The following is a 23,888-nucleotide window of genomic DNA, read 5'->3' as shown; positions in this document are numbered from 1 at the left end:
AGATCAAAATTGATTGGACCTTTACAACGGCCAAGGCCAGAAAAACATTCGGATATAAAGATAATAATTAAATGGTCAGAGCACTAGGATGGGTTGTTGAGTAGCTGGATCCCTTTGGGCATGCAGATTTTCTATATTAAGAGGGATTTGATGATGGCGGTCTATTTCTGAATGATAGCCGATTCGAGCTAGATGGGTTGCATGGATTCCTTGATCCGCGTTTCCCTTATAATACTCAATGGCTTCTTGATCCCCCCGCAAAACAAGCGCGCGGCCCCATTCATCTTTAATTTCTGGATTTGACTCCCTACGCCACTCGTTCTGAATGAGGGAGATAAACTCAGAGTTTCTTTGCCCGGTTAATGTCCGACGTAATGATTTCCGAATGTCATCATTATGGATGCTTGGAAAAATTTTGATAAAAGCCTGGGAATTATTTTGGATCAGGCGTTTTAAATCATCTTCATTAAAAAGGTCCCCCAGAGGGTTGCTGGTTTTTTCTAGGAGATCGATGGCCCTTCCAGAAATTTCAGGGTCACGTGTCCAAGAAAGAATGTAAAACCCCATGCTTAACTGATGGTAATTCTGATACTCATCCGTTGAAGGATGCTCGACCCATTGGGCTAAACGATCCTCCCACGCTGCCATTGCCTCTGGGGTAAGGGATAAAACGCCCTTTCGCAAAATTTCTTTGTTCCTAGCATTCCAGAGGAAATTAGATACTTTCCCCCCGGTCGAATTCACAGAATCACCGAAAAGCCTTCCACCCAAAAAATCCTTCAAAGCTTCAGGAGAAATTTCTTTATCAAAGGTGCTTGCACTTGATGCGGCTTGTGTTGGGTTAAGACCATCGATATATTTTTGGCGCAATTGATCGGCTAAACGCTTTTCTTCAGCAGTCCCATCGGAAGAAGCCAAAGTCATAATCCGTTGGACTTCTGGTGCGTCATCTGGTCCTAAAAAATCCCCCTCCATAAGAAGCGTCAGGATGTTCAGTTGACCCTTAATTGTTTCAGATTTTGCCTTGTGTAAAAGTTCACCAGCGGTCACCACTCCTTTTGCAACCATATTCGTTAAAGCCTGGTTGATAAAATGAAAGTGCCTGTTTGGCTTGCAATAAAGCCCTTCTAAAACGAACGCCGCCTCTTTTCGATAAGATTTACCCAAACCGATAATGGCAAGATAATTATCTGGATCGCTAACCACCACTTTAACTAACAGATCATAGGCACGAGCATTTCGGTAAGATAAAATAGCCAATGCATTTTCAGCAGAATCTGAAAAATGTTTATTGCGCTGCCAATCACCCTCAAAATAAGAAACCAACCACGGATCCTCATAATAGGTGAGAGCTCCAAGGGCCATGGCCTTTATTTGCTTTGACTCAGAGTTCAAAACAAGGGTTCGGAAAAAAGGGATATAGGCTTTGTCATCAGAGGCCCATAATTGATTGACGATGCCTATTTTCAGCCTCCCTTCGACTGTGGCTTCATACATTTTCTGTAAAAAAGGGAGTGGCAGTAATTGGAGGATCTCCTCCATCTCGCCACTATCCTTCATCGACTCCAAAGTTTTGATCTCATCTCCATCCAAGAGCTTATGTAACGAACCCGTTTGATTGGCATGTTCAAAACTGGCTTTAAAGAATGCCCGGCAGGCTGGCCATGAAATGCCTTTAGGGGTATCGGGACTTGCCAATTTTCCTAATTCATCAATCGTTAAATAGTGATCTTTCCCCGCCTCAGTTGAAATGATTTGGGTGATGAGTTTATCTTCAGGTGTGGACCTAAGAGGGGCTGATGGCAAAATAAACCCGCGTCCATCAAATGTTAAAATACGATTGGCCATGATTTTTCATTTCGCTTGGTAAAGTCTTTTAACCGTTCCCTCCATCTTCCTTTATCCAATCTGATTCCTGTTAACAGTGTTTGGGCGTACTTTGTACTCCTAGTGATGGTGTGCAAATACAGTACCAAAGAATAAGATGGCATGAAGTCAAAATTAAGATGTAAAATAAAGCAGTTATCTTTTATGGCGCAATAAGAAGGGATCTGTGATGAAGCCCTGAGGTCTTGAGACCCCAACAAGCTATGGCCCAAGATTTTAATATGCAGGATTTTGAGATTGTGAAGAAGGAAAATCTTCTTAAGGAATTTTCTCAATATCGATCAATTATCGAAAAAATGACAAAAGAATAATTAATTGATTTTTGCTTAGCGCTAAGTAAAATAGGGCCATGGGTAATAAAATGAGCATCGCCCAAATACTGGGGCGTCGAGGAGGGAAGGCAAGGGCCTGTAAATTGAGCCCTGTGGAACGACGGAAAATAGCCCTCTTGGGGGCTAGGGCTCGGATGTCGTCCATCGAAGCGTCTAAAAGGATAGAAAGCAATTTCCGTTATCTCAACACCATTCATCAATTACGCGGCATTCCCAAGGTGATTCGGGTAAAAACCTGCCACTATCCTCTTCCTAATGCGCAAACCGACCATGGAAGAAAATAATCTATCAACGCATATTAAAGAAGTGGGGGAGATCATCCAGGGTTTGGAATCATTGGGGTTCCAACCCGTCCTGGTAGGTGGAATGGCGCTGATCCTTTTGGGTTCACAGCGGGTTACTCAGGATTTTGATTTTGTAATATCTGATCCAGTTGAACGTCTTTCCGATGTGGTTGGGCTTTTTTATAAGAGAGGGATGGAACTAGTTTCAAAAACAGATGAGAATGGGCAAGTTATCAGAACGATTGATAACCAAAAGGTGGCCAAGATTAGGTTGAAAATCGATTGCCCCAACAGTGTTTACTTTTATAACCCTAAAACAAGGCTTCGGATTGATTTACTTTTCGATTTTCCCATCTTGGCAAGTGAACTTGCTGGTTCTGCAAATCGAATCAAGGTAAGTTCTTACATTATTTCCATTGCCTCAGAAAAAGATTTGTTGCGGCTTAAAAAAATTGCAAAATCAAAACGTTCCAAAGCCGGTGATGCGGAGGATTTGATTTTTTTGAAATCTCGTAAAAAATGAAAAAAACTCTTCACAAGGCTAGAAGTCGAGGCAAGGCGGAACAGGGATGGCTTACTAGCCAGGGAGGCTGGGCTTCATTAATCTGATTGTACCGTCCGATTTTCGGACGGTTTACTTTTCAATTAAAACTTAAACTCTTGATTTCGCGTTGTTTCGTTTTTGGCCCATGTTTTGCTTAGCATCGGATTATGCAAAACTCCAAAGACTTGATTGTTCCTCATGGCGGTTATCAGAAACTAAAATCATATCAAAGTTCAGAAATTGTTTATGATGCTACGGTTGTTTTTTGTGATCGGTTTATTAGTCGACGCTCGCGTACCCATGACCAAATGGTTCAAGCTGCACGAAGTGGGAAGCAAAACATCGCTGAAGGAAGCATGGCTTCAGGTACTTCCAAGAAAACCGAGCTCAAGTTGATAGGTGTAGCGCGTGCCAGCCTTGAAGAATTGCTTTTAGACTACCAAGATTTTTTAAGGCAGCGCGGGCTTCCACTTTGGGGAAAAAATCATCCGATATCGCAGGTTTTGCGAAGCTTGGCCTATTCGGGGAATAGGTCCTATTCGACTTATAGGACCTATGTTGAAAACGCCCCTGAGATTGCTGCCAATACTTTAATTTGTTTAACCCACCAAACTAATTTTCTATTGGACCGCTTGCTTGGCCAATTGGAACAACAATTTCTCAAAGAAGGAGGTTTTACCGAAAGGCTTTATCAAATGAGAAAAAAACAAAAATTTTAACCCTTAAGATAAAAAATCCACAGCGAAACAAGAGCCGTGCCGGCCATGGATTTTTTTAGATAGGGATGAAATACAGGTTTAACACGGGTGAGGACTAAACGAACACCCGCTTGATCCAAGGCCAAAAGAGGAATTGTTCCCAAAGAGAATGCCGCGGGGTTCATCCCATTGATTTTGAGAAGGATTTCAATATGGAGGTTCGTGTTCGGCGGTTTTTAAATGGGGAAATAAAGGCATATAGTGTCGTGTTTGTGGGCCCCAAAAAGAGGCCATAGGAAAATTTTCATGTATTTGTGTCATTTTGTTTGAAATTATTTAGTGTAAAGACTAGGTTCATTAAGGGATGAGGAGGTGTTTATGCCCGGAATGCATGTAAAATTTGCCATTCTTCCGGAGGATTTTTTGGGGCATCTGACTGAGGCGGCTTACCATGTTTCTTTAAAACATGGGCTTAAAGCATCGTTTCTTGAGGTGGAAATGGATTTGTACGAGGCACTTCGCAAAACAATGGAAGAAGATATTGCTGTTTGTGAAACATGCGGGTCTAAAGCATGTTTGGCCACCAAGAGAAAAAGTATAGATGTTTGGTCAAAAGATGCTGCTAATCTTTACGGGGAGTCATAAGAAAAGTGACTTGTCGATAGCGAATGTTTTCCTGTAGCTAACGAGGAAGCAACGCTCTTGTATTACCCCTATCAACCGCTTTAATTTTCACCCAAAAAATTAATGATTTTTCAAGAGACATCTGATGAATCGGGCAAGCCATATAAAGGCGGCCAGAATCCAGAAAATGGATGCGTAGGCTAAGTGGGAAAAATAAACCTGCGGAAAGAATGGAGCCATCACTCTCATCAAAAGGGCCGCCAATAAAAAGATTAAAACCATCATTAGGGCGCGCGATTTTTTTTCCGGTTCAAAACCAAATCCGCCATGAGCCAAACTCACCCGAGTGATCACACCAAAAATCATCAGGGAAACCGTTCCGATAAAAATAATGTGATTGAAATGAAGGGCCAAAGAAGGCCACAACACGCTTGGCCAAAAACCAACCAAAAGGGCCCAACAACTTATTTGTAAAATCCATGCCAGCATCCCCGAGTTGGTGGGTTTTTTTAAGATCCTGAAATTTTTCAAGAGAACAAAGCTGACGACACTGGCCCTTAAAAGATAGGCAGAACGGATGATTCCCTTTGCTTCCAGATAAAAGGACACAAAAAGAAAAAGAATGAGCCCCAAGGATAGAATCAATTTTCTTTTGGGGCAGTTTTTACCTGCAGCCTGACCATTGGATGAACATGTATTTGCAGGAACAGGGTTTCCCAAGATCATGGGGATTAAAAAAGATCCGATTCCCAAAACAGGCCCCAAAAAACCTCCATACAAAAACAAAAGGGCTCCCAAGCGGGATTCCCCCCACATCATCAAAATAAGCCCTATGATAAGCCCCAAAAATCCGGCCCCGACAAAAACAAAGGCGGGAGGAGGTGAGTTTGTGCGTTTTAAAAAGCGGCGACCTCCAAAAAAAACCAAAAACAAGGCCTGGAGGAGCAGGGCGGCATAGAAATAGAGGCGGGGTTCCCGTAAACTTACCAGGAAAGCAGCAACGACAATGATGAAGGCCGTTATTTTTTCAGTGCTGGAAGCAAGGTTTGTGCCCGTCATCCGTGGAATGGCGGTCATTAAAAAGCCGGTGGCAAAAGTAAGATAAAACCCTCCCATCATGATTTCGGCATGGAAAGTGCGTGGGTAGAACGAAAGAAACTTAAAGAAGAACAAGATCCATAAACCAATCCCCATAAATCCCCATAAAAATCCCAAGGGAAAAAATAATTGATAGGGCTCTTTTGTTTTTAAAAACATTTTCTCTTAACCAATTTTCCAGACAGCCGAGAGCATCTTCCAGTTCACGAAATAGTAAAGGACGAAAACAGCAAGGAAAATGCCTACAAAAATCATGGTGGCCGGGGCTCCCACTTTGTGGGCTTCTTCAGACTCGCCTTTCCCATGAACTTGTTTGGGAAGAGCCAGAATGCCTTGGGGCAAGCCGACGGTGAGCGGGTTTTTCAAATCACTTTCCTGAATTGTTTTGCCAAAGAAAACGGAGACAACAGCAATCAAAATAAATGAAAGAACCCCCGTGGCTGCCAAAAGTCCACCCAAGCCCATGCTGGCTTGCAACAAATTGACCACCGGGTTGAATTCCACTTGGAAGGGGGCCTGCGAGAAGGTGATATCCCAGTGCCTACGCGGGACACCAAAGATTCCCAGTGTGCTCATGCTAAGGGCAAAAAGAACGATACCCCCGCCAAACAAATAGGGCTGGATTTTGGCCAGTTTCCAGAAGGAGATTTTTTTCCTGAAGATGAGGGGAATGACATAATAGGTAAGCCCCATAAAGGCGAAGGCTGTGCCTCCAACGACGGTGGAGTGAAAATGTCCGGGAACGCGCAAGGTATTGTGAACGATGATGTTGATTTGTTCTGTCCCGATAATAACCCCTGTAATCCCTCCCATGAATCCAAAAATGATGATTGAAAGAACCAGCGAGGCAAAAGCAGGATCTCCCCAGGGGGCTTTTTTAATCCATTCCAGTTTTCCCTTTGTAAAACCCCTTAAACGTTGCCCCATTTCGATGCCGGCAGGGACGGTAAAACCATGGATCATGCTGGCCAGAACCGCTAAATACATGGCGTAGCTGGTGTTCCACACTTTCCATGCAGGCCCCACACCGGGATCCACCAAAAGATGGTGGGCCGAGGCCATCGAGATAAAAAGAATATATAAAAAGAAAGCGCCGCGGCTTATTTTTTCATTGAGAACCACAGCGCCCACGGTAAGGCCTCCCAGGAGGTACCAAACCGAGACCATGGCCGCCACATTGATTTGTTGAGATGAGTGCCCCAGCGCCCACCACACCATGCGGTAAATTTGCGGATCCACATTCATCAAACCCAGGGACCAAAGGAAAGTGGGGATGTAGATCATGGCCCCATGTACCAGGGTGATCACGGCAATAATCGCGGCAGTAAGAGCCCCAAAAGTAACAAGAGGAACGGAGCCTTCGTAGGTTTTTTCTTTCTTGGCGATGATAATGGCTCCAAAGAAATGGAAGGAGACGATCAGAGCCCCCACGGCAAAAATGATGATTCCCAAATAATAGAGAGGATCGGCTCTTAGGGGAACATATGAAGTGAACAAAACATCGGCTTTTCCTTGAAGCACCATGACATCAACTAAAATGGCTCCACCTAACATCAAGATAAAAGCCAGATAGCCCAGTTTGGGGGCCGGTAGGCGCGCATTCAGAGGGACAGTTCCCGCAAAATAGAGGATGGCCATTTCAAAAAAGATGATGAAGAAGATGAGCATGTTTAACCCATGCAAGGTGAGAAAGCGGTAGTACATGTCGGCAGGAAGAAGGTGAACGGCCTGCCAGCGGGTAAGCACCAAGCCAACGGCGGCTATTATTCCGACAAGTAGGGCCACAATGGCGACCACGGCATTTATTTTGACCAGGTTTTCAGTATGGCGGTCTACTTTCAACCCGGTGACGGAACATGTGCGAAAATTGGATATCATGGTTTTTTCCTCCTACTCAGTGACAATTATAGGGGCTCGCGTCGCCCCCTCCATCGGTCCGCCTGAGGCGGAGAGCCTCCCCCTCAACGCGCCTGTGGCGCTTAAGTAGATTTCTACTCAGTGACAATGACTTTCCCCACCATCAGATGATGGCCAATGCCGCAGAACTCATTACACATAACGGTGAATTCGCCTGATTCTTTGGGGACAATTTTTAGACCGTAATCGTATCCGGGAATGACCTGAAAATTGATGTTTACCGGATAAAGGCTGAAGCCGTGGTTGACATCACTCGATGAAAGGTGAAGCGTGTACTCCGTATTTTTTTTCAATTTAAGGACGGGGTACCAACTCCACATTCTCCCCAACATGTAAACTTCAGCGCCGGGGGGTGGGGCCACAACGGGGAAGCCTTTTTCCTCGCCGATTTTGTAATCGTTGACAAACCGTTCAACACGCTCGACATAATCCATAGGGGCGACCTTACCACGGATGCCGGAAGGATTTTGCCCTCCCTTGAAATGCCACAGGGGCATCATGGCAAACAGAATCATGCACCAGATAAAGGCAATGGTGACCCATTTTTTCTCCTGAGATCCTGCTTTTTTCCACCACACCCCCTTGGGGGCGATAATTGCTGAATGCATACGAAATCCTCCTTCAAATGAAATTAGGGGAGCTGGCTTTTGGGTAAGCTCAAAATTTCAACAAAACCCCAGCCCGTATAGAAAAGGAACATCACAAGAAGCCCCACCAATAAAAGGAAAAAGGGTTTGTCAAAAAGTCTTTGACCCAGGGGAATCTTTTCATCTTTGTTTTGGTTCATAATTTTTCCTTTGTATTTGCAGTTTTAAAGCCCGTTGGAATCTACTCATTGTGCAAGCAAGTTAAAACAAGTCCGGATAGTATGGATTTTTGTTTGTCTTCACAAGCTTTGTTCTGAATTTTTTGCCTGAGTGTTTTATGCCATGTCCTTGATGGGTTGTGGATATGACGCCGCTCATAATTAAATATAATTTTTGTTGAGTTTGTTTGTTACTCCTCACTATATAGGGCCTATGAAAATGATGACCAAAAAACCTCCCTTTTTAATGCTGAGTTTTTTATTTTTGATCGTGACCACGATGCTGTGGTGGGGCTTTGCCTTTTTGCCCTTGCCTGACAAGGCTCCCCCCTGGGTTACACAGGCCCGTGTGGTGTGTTTCGGTTTGTCCGAAAACGGGCTACCCCAAAACTATGGATGGCTGTTGCTGATTGGCGCCCCCTTGATGATGATGGCCGCTGTGTGGGTTCTATGGGGGCATGAATTAAAAGAAGTGAAAAATTATTTAAAGGCAAAAAAGAGAGTGGCTTTCTTAAGTTCCTTTGTTTTGCTTCTTTTTTTTGCTGAGGCTTATTTGATTGAACAAAGAATATCTGTGGCTCTTGGGGGTGTTTTTCGGAGCGAAACCTTAGATGAGGCGAAATCGGATTTGTCCGTTTATCCAAGATTTGATCAAATGGCTCCGGAGCTTGAACTTACCAACCAGGCCGGGCAAAAGATGAATTTAAAATCGGAAAAAGGGAAGGTGGTGTATGTCACTTTTGCCTTTGCCCATTGCCAGGCTATTTGTCCCACCTTGGCCAATACCTTAAAAAAAGTGCACCAAGACCTTGGCCCGGATCAATCCACGGTTTTTATCATTTCACTGGACCCTTGGAGGGACACGGTGGGGGCTCTTGCCAATATGCATCAGCAATGGGGCCTGCCACCCACCATGCACGTTCTTTCGGGTTCGGTGGAAGAAGTTAACCGCATTCTCGATGTTTATAAGGTCCCACGTTCTCGCGATGAAAAAACCGGCGAGGTTGTTCATCCGGCTTTGGTGAATGTGATCGATCCACAAGGAAGACTTGCCTATGTTTTTAATGGAGCGTCGACAGAGCTTTTAGTGAAGGCGGGGAGGGAAATCAAGTAGGGGCGATTCATGAATCGCCCTTACCAATCGCCCCTACAGAGGAAATGGAAAAGGCCCTTTGGCAGAAAGGGGCTCGATGTATTTTTTGCGAAATTCCGGGTCTTGCATGCGGCAAGACTTGGCGCGGTTACAATAAGGTTGTGAGCCGGTCATTTTATCCCACAAGGGGGCAATGGATTCTTCGGGAAATTTTCCAATGGTCAGCGGGGTAAAATCACACGGGCACATTTCACCAAATGCGGTCAGGTAAAATTGTGTGTTGGCCGCAAAGCAAAAGGCGCTGCCGCCCAAGCTTGTCATGGTTGATTGTGCAGAGATGCCAGGATAATTTGGCAGGGCCCTGTAATGTTTGACCAGCTTTGAAATCTGCAAGCGATCCGCCGGTGTCAAGCAGTATGAGGTGTCTTTAAGCCAACGCCCGCTGGGAATGGCATCAAAAAAAGTGACTTCATGGGCGCCATGGAGTTTTGCCAGTTCCATCATTTTTTCAAACTGGTTTTCCAAAAGATTTTGTCTACTTAAATGACTGGAGATCCCCGCCACCAAACCGGCTTTTTTCAGGTTTGCCAGCCCCGACAATGCTTTTCTAAAAAGATCTTTTCGTTTTCTGAATAAATTGTGGGTGAGGTCATCGGAAGTATCCAGGGAAACAAAGGCTCCCATGGCTCCGGCTTCTTTTAAGCTTGCGCAATTTTTGGGAGTTAAATACTCGCCATTGGTAAATAAAATCACCGTGGCTTTGTCCTTGGGCACTGATTTGATGAGCTCAAAAAGATCCCGTCGAAGCAAGGGTTCTCCTCCCAAAAGAATGAGGGTGGTAACTCCCAGTTCAACTGTTTGCAAGAAGGCTTCTTTCCATTGGGCGGTGGAGAGTTCCTTTTTTACACTCCGGTTGTGAAAAAAGGCGGAACAATGATCGCAGTCGCATTGGCATGTTTTTGTAAGAGCCAGTGTGGCCGTGGCGGGTCGTTTTTCTCCCTTGAATTTTCTGTTCAAGCGGCCTTCAAGGGAACGCACTCCCACAGGGGTTGCCAAGGGAGGTTGGTAGAGCGAGAAAACCGGGGATCCGCAGAAATGGGCAATGGGTTTGTAGCTATTTACTTTTTTAAGATAATCGCCAAGATAGTTTTTGTAAGGCAAAGAAAGGGGGGCATGCTCTTTAAGTGAAAGAGTTTTTTCGGAATAGATAATTTCAAAAGGGGACGGCATGTTCATTGGCTCATCATGAATTTTCCTGCCCCCTCATCAAGCAAAACAAAAACAATGCGCCTTTTTTGAACATTGATCTTTTGCGCAAAAGAATAAGTAGGCAGGGCTTTATTTCCGGGAAACAGGTTTGCTTCTAACCCATATTCCCCGGGATTCAAGCGGATTTCTTTGTCAAAATGCATGGGGTGATCCCCACGCGCCGAAATGGGAGTCAGGGTTTGATCGTGAATTTTTTTGCCGTCAAGCAAGATGGTCAGTGTGTAAGGGAAAGCCTCTGTCTGGCAAAATTCCTTCTGACGCATGTGAAGGGGGATGGTTCTTAGTTCATCATCGCTATAAGCCCGGCAGGTTTTAATGACATTTTTTGTGATGCGGGCTGTCACCCTCATTTTTCCGTTTCCTTCTTCTTTTCCAACCCAAATCGATCCCAAGTAGGAGAACCCAAGGCCCAAAAGGAGGGTGACCAGAACAGCGGATAAAAGAAGAAAAGACTTTTTCATTTAGATCTCCATGGCACATTCTTTTTCCGGAAGTTTGGACATGTCGGGGGAATGTTTTTGTTTTATTTTTTCGGAAAACATTTTCAACTCTTCCATGGCACGCAAGGTTTCCATGCAACCAAAAGGACTGACACAAACCAGATCGCGATCGATCGTGGGATTTAAGGAAGATTCATGTCCTTGATAAAGGCGCGCCATGAGCCATTTGGGGCCTTCGCGATTGATGCAATTGCGCGGAGGGCACGAGACAATAAAAATACCGGCAATACCCCGTTTTAATGCGTGTTCTAGGCAAGCCGAATGGAGCCCTCCTGCGCATGAGATGGTATGAAACAGAAAACGGGGGTTTCTCATCATACTTTCCGGCCACGCAATACTTTGCTGGCACCCCATCACCAGGATGGTTTCTTTTAAACGGATCTTGTTTTTCAGCAGATTTTCCATGTCTCTTATTTGGTCCCTGCCCGTTCGTCCTGCCGGACCCACTCCCATGGGGTCACAAGCGGCTGCACAGATGCCGCAACTTACGCAATGGCTGGGGTCTACCTTGGCCACGAACGCGGACCCATGGCCTATAGAGCGTGGCACCATGTCAATGGCATCAAAGGGGCAATCTTTGTAGCATGAGGTGCATCCGGTACACGATTTTTCATGAACAAAGGATTTTGCCGGTTGCTTTTCAGGGCTTGGCTTAAACAGCCATGGAACGGCAATAAAAAGACTGCTCGAAAAAATAAACAGGCTTAAAGAAGCAAGAGATGAAAGTTTGATGGAAAGCGGCAGCCAAAAGGTGAAGAAAAAATTGAAGGGGAAGCGGGTGATCATGGCGTGGGGATCGGCATTGGGAGCTAGCGGAGTCGGAAGAACCACAGCCACTAAAAGGAGCAAACTCAATAACCCCCACATGAGTTTTTTGGGAGGAAGTAGTGCGGGCCTGGCTAGTTTTGATGTGTGAAGCCATAAAAGAAGTCCCAAGCCCAAAGGAAGGGAAATGTGGATAAAAAGAATCGCAAAGAAAAAGGATCGCGAGAGGGGTAGGGGTCCATTGAAGGTGGATGAAATGGGTTCGGAGAACAAGGGTAATAAATCGAGGAGCCGGGCTATTTCAGTTGAAAGGACTTTGCTGTGAATGTCGGAAACAAGCATGAAGCCGGTAATTCCGGTAAAAAAGAGGGTTCCCAAAAGGAGGATGCCTGAAATCCATGCCAAAGTGCGGGCCCCCCAGAGCCTTTTTTGCATGAACATGCGCAGCATATGGTAGCCTGCCATCACCACGGAGCCATCAGCCGCATAGCGGTGAAGCGGTCGAATCCAGGCTCCCAGCCAAATCTGGTTTTGTATTCTTTCAACCGATTGGTAGGGAAGGGCCACCTTGTAGAAAAATACAAGGTAAGTTCCTGTGGCAATGGCCACCAACAAAAGAAAAATGGCGATGACCCCGCTTTGATAAAGCGGGTTGTAACGCCAGGTATAAAGGCGATCAAAAAAATAGTCGATGCGGCTGAAAAGTTTCACCTTTTAAAATTCCTTCTTTAGTTTTTCAGGAATCAATTCGGCAATACGGGCAAGGCCTTCTTCCTGGAGAAGGGGAATTCCCAGGGGATTAAGCAAGGTCACCCCCGAGGTATGGTTAAAACCACCTTCTGGAATGGACCGGTAAGTAAAGCCAAGAAGGGCGGCAATATCACGAACCTCATTTTTTTCCGGGGAAGCCAATTTCCATCGAGAAAGATCCAGTTTATGTTGCAAGGCCAGCTTTTTTAAAACGGCGGGCGTGTCATTTTCCGGATCAAAACTGATAAGGAGAATACGTGTTTTCAAACGAGTTTTTTCATCAAGGGCGGCATCCATTTTTTTAAGTGCATCAATAAGAATGGGGCAGGTGTAATTGCATGAAGCATAAAATAGGCTCATCACCACATACTGACCCTTGTAAACATCGAGCCCCAGTTTTTTTCCATCCTGATCTGTCAAATGGATACTCAGACCGTAAATGGAATCATCTTCCGAAAGCTTTTCGGAGCTGGCGATACTTTCCTTTTCAAGCAACAAGAACAGGGATAAAACCAGAAGGATTTTTTGAAATAATTTTTTCATTTTATACCTCAAGTTATACCTTACAAATCTTTGGCGCACCTAAACCCCAAATTGGAAGTGGTGTAGGTTGCTTTTAAGGATGTCCTGAAAGCAATACGCATAAAACTGGCGTAGTCATCCTTTTCGGTGGCGACGAGCGCCCCAGCCCCGCAAAAACGGTTTTTATCAGGGCTTGTGGCATTTTCACGATTGTCGCTAGAAATAAGGCTGCTGTTGAAGTCGAGAACCCATTCCCAAACCAAACCATGCAGGTCATAAAGGCCCCAGTAATTGGGTTCTGATTTTCCCACTTCGGGAAGTTCTTTGGGGGCTGGCCTTGTGTACCAGTCCAGTACATGAGTTCTCCATTCCATGTCCTTTCGGGCATTGGCCTGCCTGGGACTTGCCTGGGCGGCATATTCCCATTCATTTTCCGTGGGAAGCCGTTTGTCTTGTGCCTGGCAATAAGCTTTGGCAGCAAACCAGCTGATCTGAGTGACAGGTTGGTCGGGTTTGGCATTCCCCAGGGAAGATGGTGTTTGCCAATAAGAAAGATAGCGTGCGTCAGCGAAGATTTTTTTTATTTTGTCGCGCCTCCAAGAGGGATTTTGTTTTACAAAACTCAAGAACTGAGCATTGGTTACCTGCGTTTTGTCCATCCAAAAACTTTTGACCGGGATTTCTTTTTCCTTGGGAGATGGGGGGTAGAAGGGGACGAGAATGCCGCCTTCTACCCTGACCATTCCTTCCCCGGCTTGTGGGTTTGCCAAAACTTCTCCACAAATCATCCAAATGCAAACCCCGGCAAGCCAGGCAATGAGTTTCATATTATTTTGCTGCTCCCGGGGGCCGCTCGGTGTTTTCACGCACCGCTTTTACCTCATTGGTTGAAACTTGGCCACCCCGATTCCCCCATGAATTAAGAACATAGGTAAGAATATTGGCAATTTCATCATCGTTTAACTGACTCATCGGGGGCATGACCGAGTTATATTCCTTACCATTGACTTTGATAGGTCCGGTTAATCCGTTTAAGGGGATACCAATCAACCTTTGCTTGTCACCATTGACGATATCTGAACCTGCCAATGGGGGAAATACGGCGGGTAATCCTTCTCCATTAACCTGATGGCATATGGAGCAATTGCCCATGAACAGGTTTTTGCCAGCGGCAATTTGCATTTCTTTGGTAAGGGTTCCCTTTTCAGAGGCTTCAGCCGCCTTGGCCACAGCTTTTGTGGGTTCGGCCATATCCGCCAGATAAACGGAATCAACTTCCTTGCCTGAATAAACGGCCTTGTTATCCGGGCCATCGATTTTCATCATGCCCAGGGCGCCTTTGTTGAAGGTGCGGAAAATGGAATGGTCGACCAGAATATAAGTTCCGGGGACTTCGGTTTTGTATTCAACAATGGATGAACCCCCCGCGGGCACCAGAGTTGTCTGCACATTTTCCTGATAATGGGTTCCGCCTTCGTTGTAAACCTTGTCAAACACCTCGCCAATGACGTGGAAGCTGCTGACCAGATTGGGGCCCCCGTTTCCGACAAAGAGGCGGACGGTTTCGCCCACTTTGGCTTTAAGGGCCTTGTCTCCCACAAGCGAACCTTCAGCTCCGTTAAAAAGAACATAGGTGGCGTTTTCTTCAATGGCTTTTTGCATGTCGAAGGGTTGATGACCTTTTTCGCGGTACTTGCCCACGGTGTAGAAATCACCCTGCATCACGTAATATTCCTTATCCACCGGGGGAAGTCCTTGCGGGGGTTCAACCAAAATCAAACCGTACATTCCATTGGCGATGTGCATGCCCACGGGGGCTGTGGCACAGTGATAGACATATAAACCTTGATTTAAGGCTTTAAAAGTAAACTGCGATTCATGCCCAGGAGCCGTAAAAGAACTGGCCGCACCACCACCGGGGCCGGTGACGGCGTGCAAGTCAATATTGTGTGGCATTTTGCTGGAGGGATGATTTTGAAGATGGAACTCAACGGTGTCTCCCTGGCGTACGCGGATGAATTTTCCCGGTACTTTTCCACCAAAAGTCCAAAAGGTATATTCCACGCCATCGGAAATGGGGAGATTGACCTCTTTGACTTCCAAATGGACAATCACTTTGGCCGGGTGATCCCGTTTAATGGGCGGAGGAACATTGGGTGCATCGGTGAGAATGGCTTCGATGGGTTCCCCTTTGGGTGGCCCAAAATCACCTTTTGCGGATCCTCCTGTTTCTTGACGTGAGCCAGAACTGCAACCGGCAATCGCCAGTAACAATGCCAAGCTCCCTAAAATAGTAAATGGTTTCTTCATAAGTTCCTCCATGGGTTATTAACCATGACCTGTGCATCCGCAACAAGTTGGTTTTGGTTTGCCTTCCCCTAAATAAATTTTTTCCAGATTGTGAACATCTTCACACAAGGTTTCAATTTTTTTCGTTAGCCCTTTTTCTTTTTCCAGTGCCTTGAACTCACGATCCAATTCTTCTTGATGGCTTTGGGTAAATAAACGCTCTGCCCATGGTAAAAGCAAGGTATCTTCCTTAAAAATATGTTCGCTTAAAAGGCCCATAAGGTTTCTGGCTTGAGAGACAAATTTTTTGATGGTCTCAGATGATTGAAATTCGGAATGGGCCAGTGCATCGGTCATGGCCTCCACATAACTACGCTGCAAAAGATGTTCCTCCAAAATTTCTTCGATCTGTTTGCCATTCTTGGGCATTCCTGTTTTGTCAAGAAAGGGGAGCAAGACATCTTCTTCTTTGGCGTGATGAAAGGCATCGGCGTAATCGGAAATAAAACGGATGATGGTTTTGAGATGGTCGATGGGAATTATTTCTTCCTTTTTCAAACGATTGCAAATTGTATCCAAAAGATGAAGAACTTTGAGTATTTTTTTGTGTTCCTCTCTTAAGACTTCTGTTCCCTTCATGGGGACCTCCTTGACGCGGTTACGCGCTTTAGCAGGAGCAAACATAAAGGAAGGGCCCATCAAGAGGTCATGATTCACATCATATGAATGCAAGATTTATAGTAGATTTTTAAGTGTCGAGATTGGCGGCTTTGCGAAGGGCGGGAATGCTGGGAATTTCAATGTATTTGTCCTGCGTATCAACAAGGTTTTGCTTGGACCAAGTGCTTAGGGTACGAATGACAGTTTCCACAGTTGACCCCACACGATCGGCAATGTCTTGGCGGGTAAGGGGGATGGGAATGCGGCTTGTTCTGCTGAAGTTTTTTTGGATTCTTTCCAGAAGATCAATCAGGAACCAGGCAATGCGCTTTTCAACGGCATCATAGGAAAGGACGCGGTCACTATGGGCTTGTTGCATGCGTTCGCTCATTTGGGCAATAAGTATTTGCCCGACCTTAGGATGTTTGAGGAAGAGTTCCTGGAAATTTGTGGTTACTATTTTCATGATGGTGCTCTGTTCCAAGGCAATGGCGTTTACCGGATAATATCCCCCTTGCATGGCCACGGGGGCCCCAAACATTTCTCCCCTTAAAAGAAGATGCACGATTCTTTCTTTGCCATCGGGATGGGCTCGCACCAGTTTAACGCTGCCGGTAAGGATGATGTAGACATCGGTGGCCGGATACCCCGCTGAAAAAAGCAGTTCCCCTCGTTGAAAATGGGGGAAAGCACATTTTTGCGCAAGCATTTCCAATTCATTTTTTTCAAGCCCTGCAAAAAGCGGAAGGGCTTTCATGATGTCGATGATTTTTTGGTTCATGGTGATTCAAAAAGTGTTTGTATGGAACTCGTTAACCTATCAAGCCCCTTTTTCTTTTGTTTTCCAACATACCAGCTTCCAAAGCAAGCGGCGACAATGCCCCCGATCAGGTTAAGAACAAGGTCCCACATGGTGTTTTCCAGGCTGTATTGAGTATTACGTCCAAAAATTTTGTCTATGGCAAACTCTCCCATTTCCCAGAAAGTCCCGATGGCTACAGCAAAGACAATGGTGAAATAGGCTATTAACGGAAGGGATAAAACAATCTTGGAGGACCAGTGAAAAGTGAAAATAGTCACAAAAGCAATGAGGGCAATAAGGCCCGTACCATAAAAATGCATGAGTTTGTCAAAATACCAATGGTGATCATAGTAGCGAAGAATCTCCCCAAAAAAAACATGCAGGAACAGGGCCATGGTAATGAAAAGATCAAGGCTGAAAGGAAGGATGACGCGAAAGCGCCTATACCAGTAAGCGGGTAATAGTGAAATGGTGACGGCACTTAGGGCGGCAAATACAAAAAGATAATCGCCCACGTATAAAGAGTAGGGGATTGCGGCTAAAAGCCCCATTTTTAAAAGCCATGAAACTGTTGCTTTAATGGAATAGGCATTTTTGACCATGGAACCGCGTTTTTCCTTTATGAAGAAAGTTTTGTCAATAAGCGGTTAGCGGGCCAGGATTTTTTTTGAAATTTTTTTGAGCAGATTCCCGGCGCTTTCTCCCGATTTAAGGCTGTAATAAATAAACTTGGCGGGGCCGGTCATGTATTCTTTGATGGGGCTGTTGGAGGCAAGGGATGCGTTATGGTGTGCCAGGAGATAGGTTTGGGCGTCTTGGGTGTATTTTTCACAAAAATAAGGACAGTAATGGGTGTTGCATAGCGAAGGCGCCTGGCGAAGTTTGAGATTGTGATGAAGAATGTTTCCAAAAACTTCGGAGGACCCGCATCGCAAAACGGTGCCATTGGCCGTGATGGCCACAAATTTAAACCCGGCAGAACACGGTTTTGTGCGGTAGTCCGGAATTCCTTCCAAAAATTTTTCATCTGAAAACATGTCCGCCGTGGGAAGTTCCGGCATGTGTTCAAGAAGAACTCGATAGTGAGCCCGGGCGGCCTCAAGATGTTTTTTGATGATTTCTTTTTCCTGGGGTGTGTAGTCGTTGGGGTAGTTTTTTCCTTTGTAGGCGCCGCGCATGACCTTGGGGATAACAAACAACCCCCTTTTCCCAAATTGGGAGGCGGTATCCTCTATGCTGGCAACCATTTGAGGGTTCATGACCGCTGAAACAAGAAGCGGGAACCCCTGATTTTGAAGCAATTTGGCTCGGGCAATAAAAGGTTCGAGCTGGTTTCTTTTTTCCCGTTCGTGCAAATGGAGGGCGGCATTGATAAAATTTATTTTTGCGGGGTTTACTTTTCCTGCGAATTCTTCAATGCATTTATTGGAAAGATTTGAGTTGATCGAAATGAAATGTTTTTTGGTCAGCTCATCACATAAGCGAACAAAGTCCGGATAGAGGGTGGGTTCCCCCCCTGTAATATGGATGAGCCATTTTTTGCCTGTTTTGTTAAACCCTTCCGCCCATTGTTCGGGGCTGGCATGGGTTTTTATTTTTACCGAACGTTCCTGATCGTCAAAATAACAGTAATCACACCTGAAATTACAGGTGCGCAGCAGGCTCCAGTCGGCTTCGATGTCATATTGGTGGGACGATGAGGGCAAAAAACTCTCCTTTAAATGAAACTTCTTTGTAAGGCAAAGAAACAAATAGAGACATGATCTAAATCATAGGGGGATGACTTGAGATTTTCTTTTTGATTTAAAAAATAACTTGTAAATGGGCTTTTTTACCTTCATATTTTTTTCCTAATTTCATTTTTGGAGGAAAATATGCTCAAAAAAATCACACTGACATTTGTGTTGTGTTTATTAGGAGGTTTTATGGCAGAAGCGGCCATTGTCACTACACCCACAGGGTTAAAATATGATGACGTGAAACCGGGCACGGGAACCGAGGCCCTTAAAGGGAAAACGGTTTCGGTTCATTACACGGGTTGGCTGGATGCGAATGGACAAAAAGGAACCAAGTTTGATTCATCGGTAGACCGCGGGCAGCCCTTTCAGTTTTTCTTGGGCGGTGGCCAGGTGATTGCCGGTTGGGATGAAGGCGTTGCCGGCATGAAGGTGGGCGGCAAACGAACCCTGATTATTCCCGCCAATCTCGGCTATGGGGCCAGGGGTGCCGGGAGTGTCATTCCTCCCAATGCCACGCTTATTTTTGAAGTTGAGCTTTTGGATGTGAAGTAATCAGACAAATCTTCTTTTTTCTGGACCATTTTTTGATTTCCGCCTCGCGTTTAAGCGCTTTTGATTTGGTGCGATGGGCTTCGTGATAGAGCAGCGCTTTAAAACCGAAGGCCCGCACAAATTTGGAGCCTGTGCCATGCGCATGCTGCTTCATGCGGCGTTCCAAGTCGGTGGTGTAACCCGTGTAGTATTTGCCATTGGCCGATTCGAGAATGTAAATAAAATGTTTGGGCATGGTTTGTGGTTTTAATATAAACCGTTCGTTTCCAACAACAAACAATTTTAACTTTAGGGAGGATAAAATGACTCTAACCAAACAAGGTATGGTGGATTTGTTTCAGAAGCATGTGGATGCGGAACTGCAAGCGGATCTTGAAACAACCATGGCGACCATGACGGACAACCCTCATTTAATGAATATCCCGGTGATGATGGGTGGTGTTGGAAGGGAAGGGGTGAGAAAATTCTATGGCAATCATTTGGTGGGGAAATTTTTTCCGCCGGATGTCGAAATGATTAATGTGTCGCGCACCGTGAGTGAAGACCAGATTGTGGAGGAATTGGTCATCAAATTTACACACACAACCTGCATTGATTGGATGTTGCCGGGTGTTGCCCCCACACATAAGAAAGTTGAAATCGGGTTGGTGGTGGTCGTCAAATTTGAAAACGACAAGATTGCCCATGAACATATTTATTGGGATCAAGCCTCTGTCTTGGTGCAAATTGGATTACTTAATCCGAAAAATTTACCCGTGAGCGGTGTCGAGGGCGCTCAAAAGATTTTGGATCCCAATCTGATGTTACGGTTTATCAATTCTTAAAAGTGGCTTGTCTCCGAGTTCTTTATTTTACCCGCACATATTCCATGGTCCCACAAAAATACGCTCCAAAACGGCAGACCCGGCGGAAGTCACTTCGTATTCGGTATAGAGTTTTTCATTTTTTTTTCCGAACATGGAAGTGGTGGTTACCCACCGTCCCTCCAGGCTTTTAATACGTTGCAATTCCGGAGAGCTGGTGTCGGCTGGAATGTTTTCGTGTGCGTAAGCCGATGTTAAAAGGCCAAACATAAAAATCAAACCAACCATAATTTTTTTGATGAAGTGGTTCATAAAACTCCTTAAGCGGGAGCGATCACAACCAGGGAAGACATGGTTTTTTAGTAGGAAATGGCCCTAGCCCGAATAATAGACTTAAAAGAGGGATTGTGTTCTTCACTGTCTTTGTCCTATAGGCAAGGCTGTTCGAAACAATAATGAACATGAAGGAGGAAATTATGGTTACTGAAAGCTTAGAAAAGGGTTACAGCAAGGAAGAAGAATATTTCTATAGGATGAACAAGGCGCTGATCGATAAAAAGCGCAAAGAGTTGGACACACAACAGGAAGGGCAAGCCGCTTTGGAAACTCAGGCCTCTTATTGGATGAAATGCCCCAAATGCGGCGGAAAAATGGCTGAAATCGAACTTGCTGGAATCAAGGTGGATCGTTGCGGAGGTTGTGAAGGCATCTATTTTGATCATGGGGAACTTGAGATCCTTATGGAAAGCCAGGAACCGAAAGGTTTCTTGGGCGCTATGAAGCGTCTTTTCCGTTAGAGATAAAATAAAAATATATAACACTGACAATCCTTTAAGGAGGAAACTATGAATGGAAACAATAATGATGAAATTGCCGAACTACTCAACCATATTAAAAAGTTCATCCCCAATGGAAAGAAAAAACTGATCCTTGTGGCTCTGGCTTTGGGCATCGTTATTGCCATAGTCAAATCGATCACGGTCATCCCTGCGGGGCATGTGGGATTAAAGGATTTCTTTGGGAAGGTCTCGGATAAGACGCTTTCCGCTGGATTGCATCTGGTCAATCCCTTGCTCAAAATCCATACGTTTTCGATTCGGACACAAGAGGTGACGGAGCAGGCCAATGTCCCTTCCAAAGAAGGTTTGAGTGTTCATTTGGATGTTTCCCTCTTATCCAGCCTCAATCCTCAGAAGGCAGCCCAAGTTTACAAGACGATCGGGCCCGACTATATTCGAGTGGTGGTGGTTCCCCAACTTCGATCAGTTATCCGCGGGGTGACGGCCGGTTACGAGGCGAAGGCCCTTTACACCTCGGAGCGTGAGGCGATCGCCAACGAGATGTTCTCCCATTTGCAAGGACCCCTCTTAGAGCGGGGGATCACCGTTGAAAAAGTCCTTTTGAGGAGTGCGACCCTTCCCGCGATTCTCGCAACGGCGATCGAGAAAAAGTTGGAGGCGGAACAACAGTCGGAACAGATGAAGTTCGTTCTTAATAAAGAGACCCAAGAAGCTGACCGGAAAAGGATTGAGGCCCAAGGGATCGCCGATTTTCAAAGGATTGTCACCACCGGGCTTAATGATTTATTTCTTCGCTGGAAGGGAATCGAAGCCACCTCAAAGCTCGCCGATAGTCAAAACAGCAAGGTGGTCGTGATTGGAAGCGGAAGGGACGGATTGCCAATCATTCTCGGAGGACAGAATTAAAATCCATTTTTTTCCAAGAGCTGGGTGATCTGAGCGATACGGGTCGGGAGGGCGGAGATCTCGGGACGCCTTAAGGGTTTTTCCGAACAGACGGAACAGAGAAATTCAGACCAGAAATTCAGACAGAAATTCAGCAGCAGAGAGAAATTCAGACGAGAGAAATTCAGACCAGGAAAGAAATTCAGACAGAAATTCAGACGGAGGAAAATTTTAAGTTTTAAAAATTAAAGACTTATGTATTTTTTTAATTTCTCAAGCTTACTCCGTATGAATTTCTGTCTGCTTGTGGACAAGGGAGCCTTCGCTTGCTAGAGGTCCAGATGGAAGGGAAAAAGCGGATGAGTGCCGCGGAATTCCTGGAAGGACATGCGCTAGAAAGGCCGGCCCTCGTTGCGTCGATTCGAAAAACGGATTGAATAAATTCATGACCCTTAAAACCATACGTAGCGACGTCGTTCTGCAACCTCCAACAAGCTTCACCTCCTTTTGGCCCAATAAATTATTCGTGATGGAACATACAGATCATTACACCTGCTCCGTGCATGACGGTTTTCTCTAATTTTCTCTAATTTCATTATGGACCAATTTCAATTTCCTCTCCCGAACTGACAGCTCTTGATGTGCTGACCTTTGAAAACGTAAAGGTGGGATTAGAGCCATGATTTTTCAAAACGCATTAATCCTGAAGCAGCATTTTCATTTCCCCTACAAAGTCATTTCCCAATTCTTCCCAAACAGCCTTTCCATTTTGTTTTAAAATAAATTACCAAATGTTGTTGACAGAATACTACATGTTGTAATAATAAAACAACATTAGAAAAAGATTTAAAATGAAAAATAATATTACTCTTTATGAAGCCATTGAACTGCGTGCTGAGATGGAGGCGAGGATCAAGACAATGGAATCGCTGCGGCCAGAGCGTGAAGAACGTGGTTTTTTTCGTGATAGTGATGCAGAGGTTCAGGCAGCATTAGGTTTTGATCTTGCCAGTATTGAAGCTGAAATTGAGCGTTTTAAAATGCTTCGAAGAAAGCTCAATGCTGTCATACAGGAGGCAAATCATAAAATTAAGGTGGAAGCTGATTGCCAAACACTCTCACTTGCCGAGGCACTCGAGTTGCGTAAAGAAACTAACGAAAACATCGGACGTTTATCTGCTGAACTCCGACATGCGGCCTGGCTTCGTGTTATTCACAAGGAAGAAAGAGATGTCGTGCGTAACCCAACCCGTTCATTCGAACTTGTAAAGAATTTATTGGAGGAACATCGTCTTCGTTTTCGAAGTCTTGTAGCGGCAATTCATGATGCGAACCACCAAACGAGTGTCAACTTCTATGAACAGTGATTGATAAACCAGGAAAAGCGGGACGTGTGAGCAAGTGGTGCGTTTTGGAAGAAAGTATTCGACCAATCGAGCCCCGGGCCACGAACCCGGATATTCGTAGTGGCCATGCCGTCTAACCACTTTAAATAAAGGCGGAGCGTTTGAAGGGCGCATTCCCTAAATGGTGAAGCCTAGCTTGTGTAACTTGTTTAACGCAAAAGCATGCGCACTCAATACCTATTAACCTTTGGCTCAACGTCCCACTTTTCCTTGTTTAGAAGAGCGATTGATTAAAGAAGATAGGTGATAAAAATATGAAAGATAATCTAGCTATTTTTGAAAACTATCAAATCCGTCGGCACTATGATGAAGATCACGATGTTTGGTATTTTTCAGTTGTCGATATTATACAAGTTTTGATTCAGCAACCTAAGTTTCAGGCTGCCCGCAATTACTGGAAAGTACTTAAAAATCGACTTGTTAAAGAAGGTAGCGAGTCGGTTACAAAATGTAACCGACTGAAGTTAGAAGCAGCTGATGGTAAAAAATACTTAACCGATGTGGCTAGCCCCGAAACTCTACTTCGAATCATGCAATCTGTTCCCAGTCCCAAGGCTGAAACCATAAAACTCTGGCTAGCAAAAGTGGGTAATGAGCGGATGCAAGAAATGGCGGACCCATCAAGATCTCTCGATCGAGCACGTGGGACTTGGAAAAAACATGGCCGCAGCGAAAAATGGATACAGCAGAGGATGATGGGTCAAGAGACACGCAATAAACTCACCGATTACTGGAAAAATAACGATGTTAAAGAAGGGAATGAGTTCGCGATCCTTACCAATATCATTCATCAAGAATGGTCAGATATTTCTATCAGAACCCCGCTGAGGACCACGGGCGTAAGCCCGTGGGTGAAAGCGGGTA

At 45.1% G+C, this 23,888-nt stretch carries 26 protein-coding genes; 10 read left to right on the top strand and 16 right to left on the bottom strand.

Annotated features, from left to right (window positions below; translation table 11 throughout):
• Positions 1–75: 75 nt before the first annotated feature.
• The gene (locus tag A2048_04325; GenBank protein OGP09182.1) at positions 76–1,848 is read right to left on the bottom strand and encodes a hypothetical protein; all 1,773 of its coding nucleotides are present in this window, start codon (positions 1,846–1,848) and stop codon (positions 76–78) included.
• Between the two features lie 626 nt (positions 1,849–2,474).
• Here A2048_04325 and A2048_04320 point away from each other — a divergent pair.
• The 3 genes from A2048_04320 to A2048_04310 all read left to right on the top strand — a co-directional run bounded on the left by A2048_04320 (position 2,475) and on the right by A2048_04310 (position 4,390).
• Positions 2,475–3,026: a hypothetical protein gene (locus A2048_04320; GenBank protein OGP09181.1), complete on the top strand. Its 552-nt coding sequence runs from the start codon at positions 2,475–2,477 to the stop codon at positions 3,024–3,026.
• Between the two features lie 188 nt (positions 3,027–3,214).
• Positions 3,215–3,766, top strand: coding sequence for a four helix bundle protein (locus A2048_04315; GenBank protein ID OGP09180.1), 552 nt, complete (start codon positions 3,215–3,217; stop codon positions 3,764–3,766).
• A 357-nt stretch (positions 3,767–4,123) separates the two neighbouring features.
• Positions 4,124–4,390 (top strand): hypothetical protein, encoded by a 267-nt coding sequence (locus A2048_04310; protein ID OGP09179.1) that lies wholly within the window; start codon positions 4,124–4,126, stop codon positions 4,388–4,390.
• A gap of 99 nt (positions 4,391–4,489) precedes the next feature.
• On the opposite strand, the gene A2048_04305 is transcribed toward A2048_04310, so the two are convergent.
• From A2048_04305 to A2048_04295, 3 genes are all read right to left on the bottom strand, one after another.
• Positions 4,490–5,626 (bottom strand): hypothetical protein, encoded by a 1,137-nt coding sequence (locus A2048_04305; GenBank protein OGP09178.1) that lies wholly within the window; start codon positions 5,624–5,626, stop codon positions 4,490–4,492.
• Positions 5,627–5,632: 6 nt separating this feature from the next.
• Positions 5,633–7,345 carry a cytochrome C oxidase subunit I gene (locus A2048_04300; protein OGP09177.1) on the bottom strand — a complete coding sequence of 571 codons (1,713 nt, stop codon included), beginning with the start codon at positions 7,343–7,345 and terminating at the stop codon, positions 5,633–5,635.
• A 113-nt stretch (positions 7,346–7,458) separates the two neighbouring features.
• The gene (locus A2048_04295; protein OGP09176.1) at positions 7,459–7,992 is read right to left on the bottom strand and encodes a cytochrome C oxidase subunit II; all 534 of its coding nucleotides are present in this window, start codon (positions 7,990–7,992) and stop codon (positions 7,459–7,461) included.
• Between the two features lie 411 nt (positions 7,993–8,403).
• On the opposite strand from A2048_04295, the gene A2048_04290 reads away from it, so the two are divergent.
• Entirely contained in the window at positions 8,404–9,303 is a 900-nt protein-coding gene (locus tag A2048_04290; GenBank protein ID OGP09175.1) for a hypothetical protein, read from the top strand.
• Positions 9,304–9,336: 33 nt separating this feature from the next.
• On the opposite strand, the gene A2048_04285 is transcribed toward A2048_04290, so the two are convergent.
• From A2048_04285 to A2048_04240, 10 genes are all read right to left on the bottom strand, one after another.
• Positions 9,337–10,518, bottom strand: a complete 1,182-nt coding sequence (locus A2048_04285; protein ID OGP09174.1) for a hypothetical protein — start codon at positions 10,516–10,518, stop codon at positions 9,337–9,339.
• Complete coding sequence (locus A2048_04280; protein ID OGP09173.1) at positions 10,515–11,012, bottom strand: hypothetical protein; 498 nt, start codon at positions 11,010–11,012, stop codon at positions 10,515–10,517. Before A2048_04280 ends, A2048_04285 begins: the two co-directional genes overlap by 4 nt.
• The gene (locus A2048_04275) at positions 11,013–12,527 is read right to left on the bottom strand and encodes a hypothetical protein (GenBank protein ID OGP09172.1); all 1,515 of its coding nucleotides are present in this window, start codon (positions 12,525–12,527) and stop codon (positions 11,013–11,015) included.
• A gap of 3 nt (positions 12,528–12,530) precedes the next feature.
• On the bottom strand, positions 12,531–13,109 hold the full coding sequence (locus tag A2048_04270; protein OGP09171.1) for a hypothetical protein: 579 nt from the start codon (positions 13,107–13,109) through the stop codon (positions 12,531–12,533).
• 20 nt (positions 13,110–13,129) lie between these two features.
• Positions 13,130–13,915, bottom strand: coding sequence for a hypothetical protein (locus tag A2048_04265; protein OGP09170.1), 786 nt, complete (start codon positions 13,913–13,915; stop codon positions 13,130–13,132).
• 1 nt (position 13,916) lies between these two features.
• Positions 13,917–15,398, bottom strand: a complete 1,482-nt coding sequence (locus tag A2048_04260) for a nitrite reductase, copper-containing (GenBank protein ID OGP09169.1) — start codon at positions 15,396–15,398, stop codon at positions 13,917–13,919.
• 18 nt (positions 15,399–15,416) lie between these two features.
• A complete protein-coding gene (locus tag A2048_04255; GenBank protein OGP09168.1) occupies positions 15,417–16,016 on the bottom strand; it encodes a hypothetical protein in 600 nt (199 codons plus the stop codon).
• A 109-nt stretch (positions 16,017–16,125) separates the two neighbouring features.
• Positions 16,126–16,818 carry a hypothetical protein gene (locus A2048_04250; GenBank protein ID OGP09167.1) on the bottom strand — a complete coding sequence of 231 codons (693 nt, stop codon included), beginning with the start codon at positions 16,816–16,818 and terminating at the stop codon, positions 16,126–16,128.
• Positions 16,815–17,441, bottom strand: a complete 627-nt coding sequence (locus tag A2048_04245; GenBank protein OGP09166.1) for a hypothetical protein — start codon at positions 17,439–17,441, stop codon at positions 16,815–16,817. The genes A2048_04250 and A2048_04245 overlap by 4 nt, the downstream gene beginning before the upstream one ends.
• Positions 17,442–17,486: 45 nt before the next feature.
• Positions 17,487–18,545 (bottom strand): hypothetical protein, encoded by a 1,059-nt coding sequence (locus tag A2048_04240; protein ID OGP09165.1) that lies wholly within the window; start codon positions 18,543–18,545, stop codon positions 17,487–17,489.
• A gap of 234 nt (positions 18,546–18,779) precedes the next feature.
• Here A2048_04240 and A2048_04235 point away from each other — a divergent pair, with 234 nt between their 5' ends.
• Positions 18,780–19,130, top strand: coding sequence for a peptidylprolyl isomerase (locus A2048_04235; GenBank protein ID OGP09183.1), 351 nt, complete (start codon positions 18,780–18,782; stop codon positions 19,128–19,130).
• Here the strand turns inward: A2048_04235 and A2048_04230 are convergent.
• Positions 19,096–19,365 (bottom strand): hypothetical protein, encoded by a 270-nt coding sequence (locus A2048_04230; protein ID OGP09164.1) that lies wholly within the window; start codon positions 19,363–19,365, stop codon positions 19,096–19,098. The genes A2048_04235 and A2048_04230 overlap by 35 nt on opposite strands.
• A 67-nt stretch (positions 19,366–19,432) precedes the next feature.
• On the opposite strand from A2048_04230, the gene A2048_04225 reads away from it, so the two are divergent.
• On the top strand, positions 19,433–19,954 hold the full coding sequence (locus A2048_04225) for a carboxymethylenebutenolidase (protein OGP09163.1): 522 nt from the start codon (positions 19,433–19,435) through the stop codon (positions 19,952–19,954).
• A gap of 27 nt (positions 19,955–19,981) precedes the next feature.
• Here the strand turns inward: A2048_04225 and A2048_04220 are convergent, their stop codons facing one another.
• Positions 19,982–20,245: a hypothetical protein gene (locus A2048_04220; protein OGP09162.1), complete on the bottom strand. Its 264-nt coding sequence runs from the start codon at positions 20,243–20,245 to the stop codon at positions 19,982–19,984.
• Between the two features lie 164 nt (positions 20,246–20,409).
• Here A2048_04220 and A2048_04215 point away from each other — a divergent pair, with 164 nt between their 5' ends.
• The 4 genes from A2048_04215 to A2048_04200 form a co-directional block, all read left to right on the top strand.
• Positions 20,410–20,730, top strand: a complete 321-nt coding sequence (locus A2048_04215) for a hypothetical protein (protein ID OGP09161.1) — start codon at positions 20,410–20,412, stop codon at positions 20,728–20,730.
• A 48-nt stretch (positions 20,731–20,778) separates the two neighbouring features.
• A complete protein-coding gene (locus A2048_04210) occupies positions 20,779–21,639 on the top strand; it encodes a membrane protease subunit, stomatin/prohibitin (GenBank protein OGP09160.1) in 861 nt (286 codons plus the stop codon).
• Positions 21,640–22,469: 830 nt separating this feature from the next.
• A complete protein-coding gene (locus A2048_04205) occupies positions 22,470–22,985 on the top strand; it encodes a hypothetical protein (protein ID OGP09159.1) in 516 nt (171 codons plus the stop codon).
• Positions 22,986–23,278: 293 nt separating this feature from the next.
• The coding region (locus A2048_04200; GenBank protein ID OGP09158.1) for an antirepressor at positions 23,279–23,888 on the top strand (610 nt) is incomplete at its 3' end.

The sequence above is a fragment of the Deltaproteobacteria bacterium GWA2_45_12 genome (assembly GCA_001797365.1).
In the GTDB taxonomy this organism is placed as follows: domain Bacteria; phylum UBA10199; class UBA10199; order UBA10199; family UBA10199; genus UBA10199.
The sequence above is the reverse complement of the archived record's forward strand: the minus strand, read 5'-3'. Positions and strand labels throughout refer to the sequence as shown.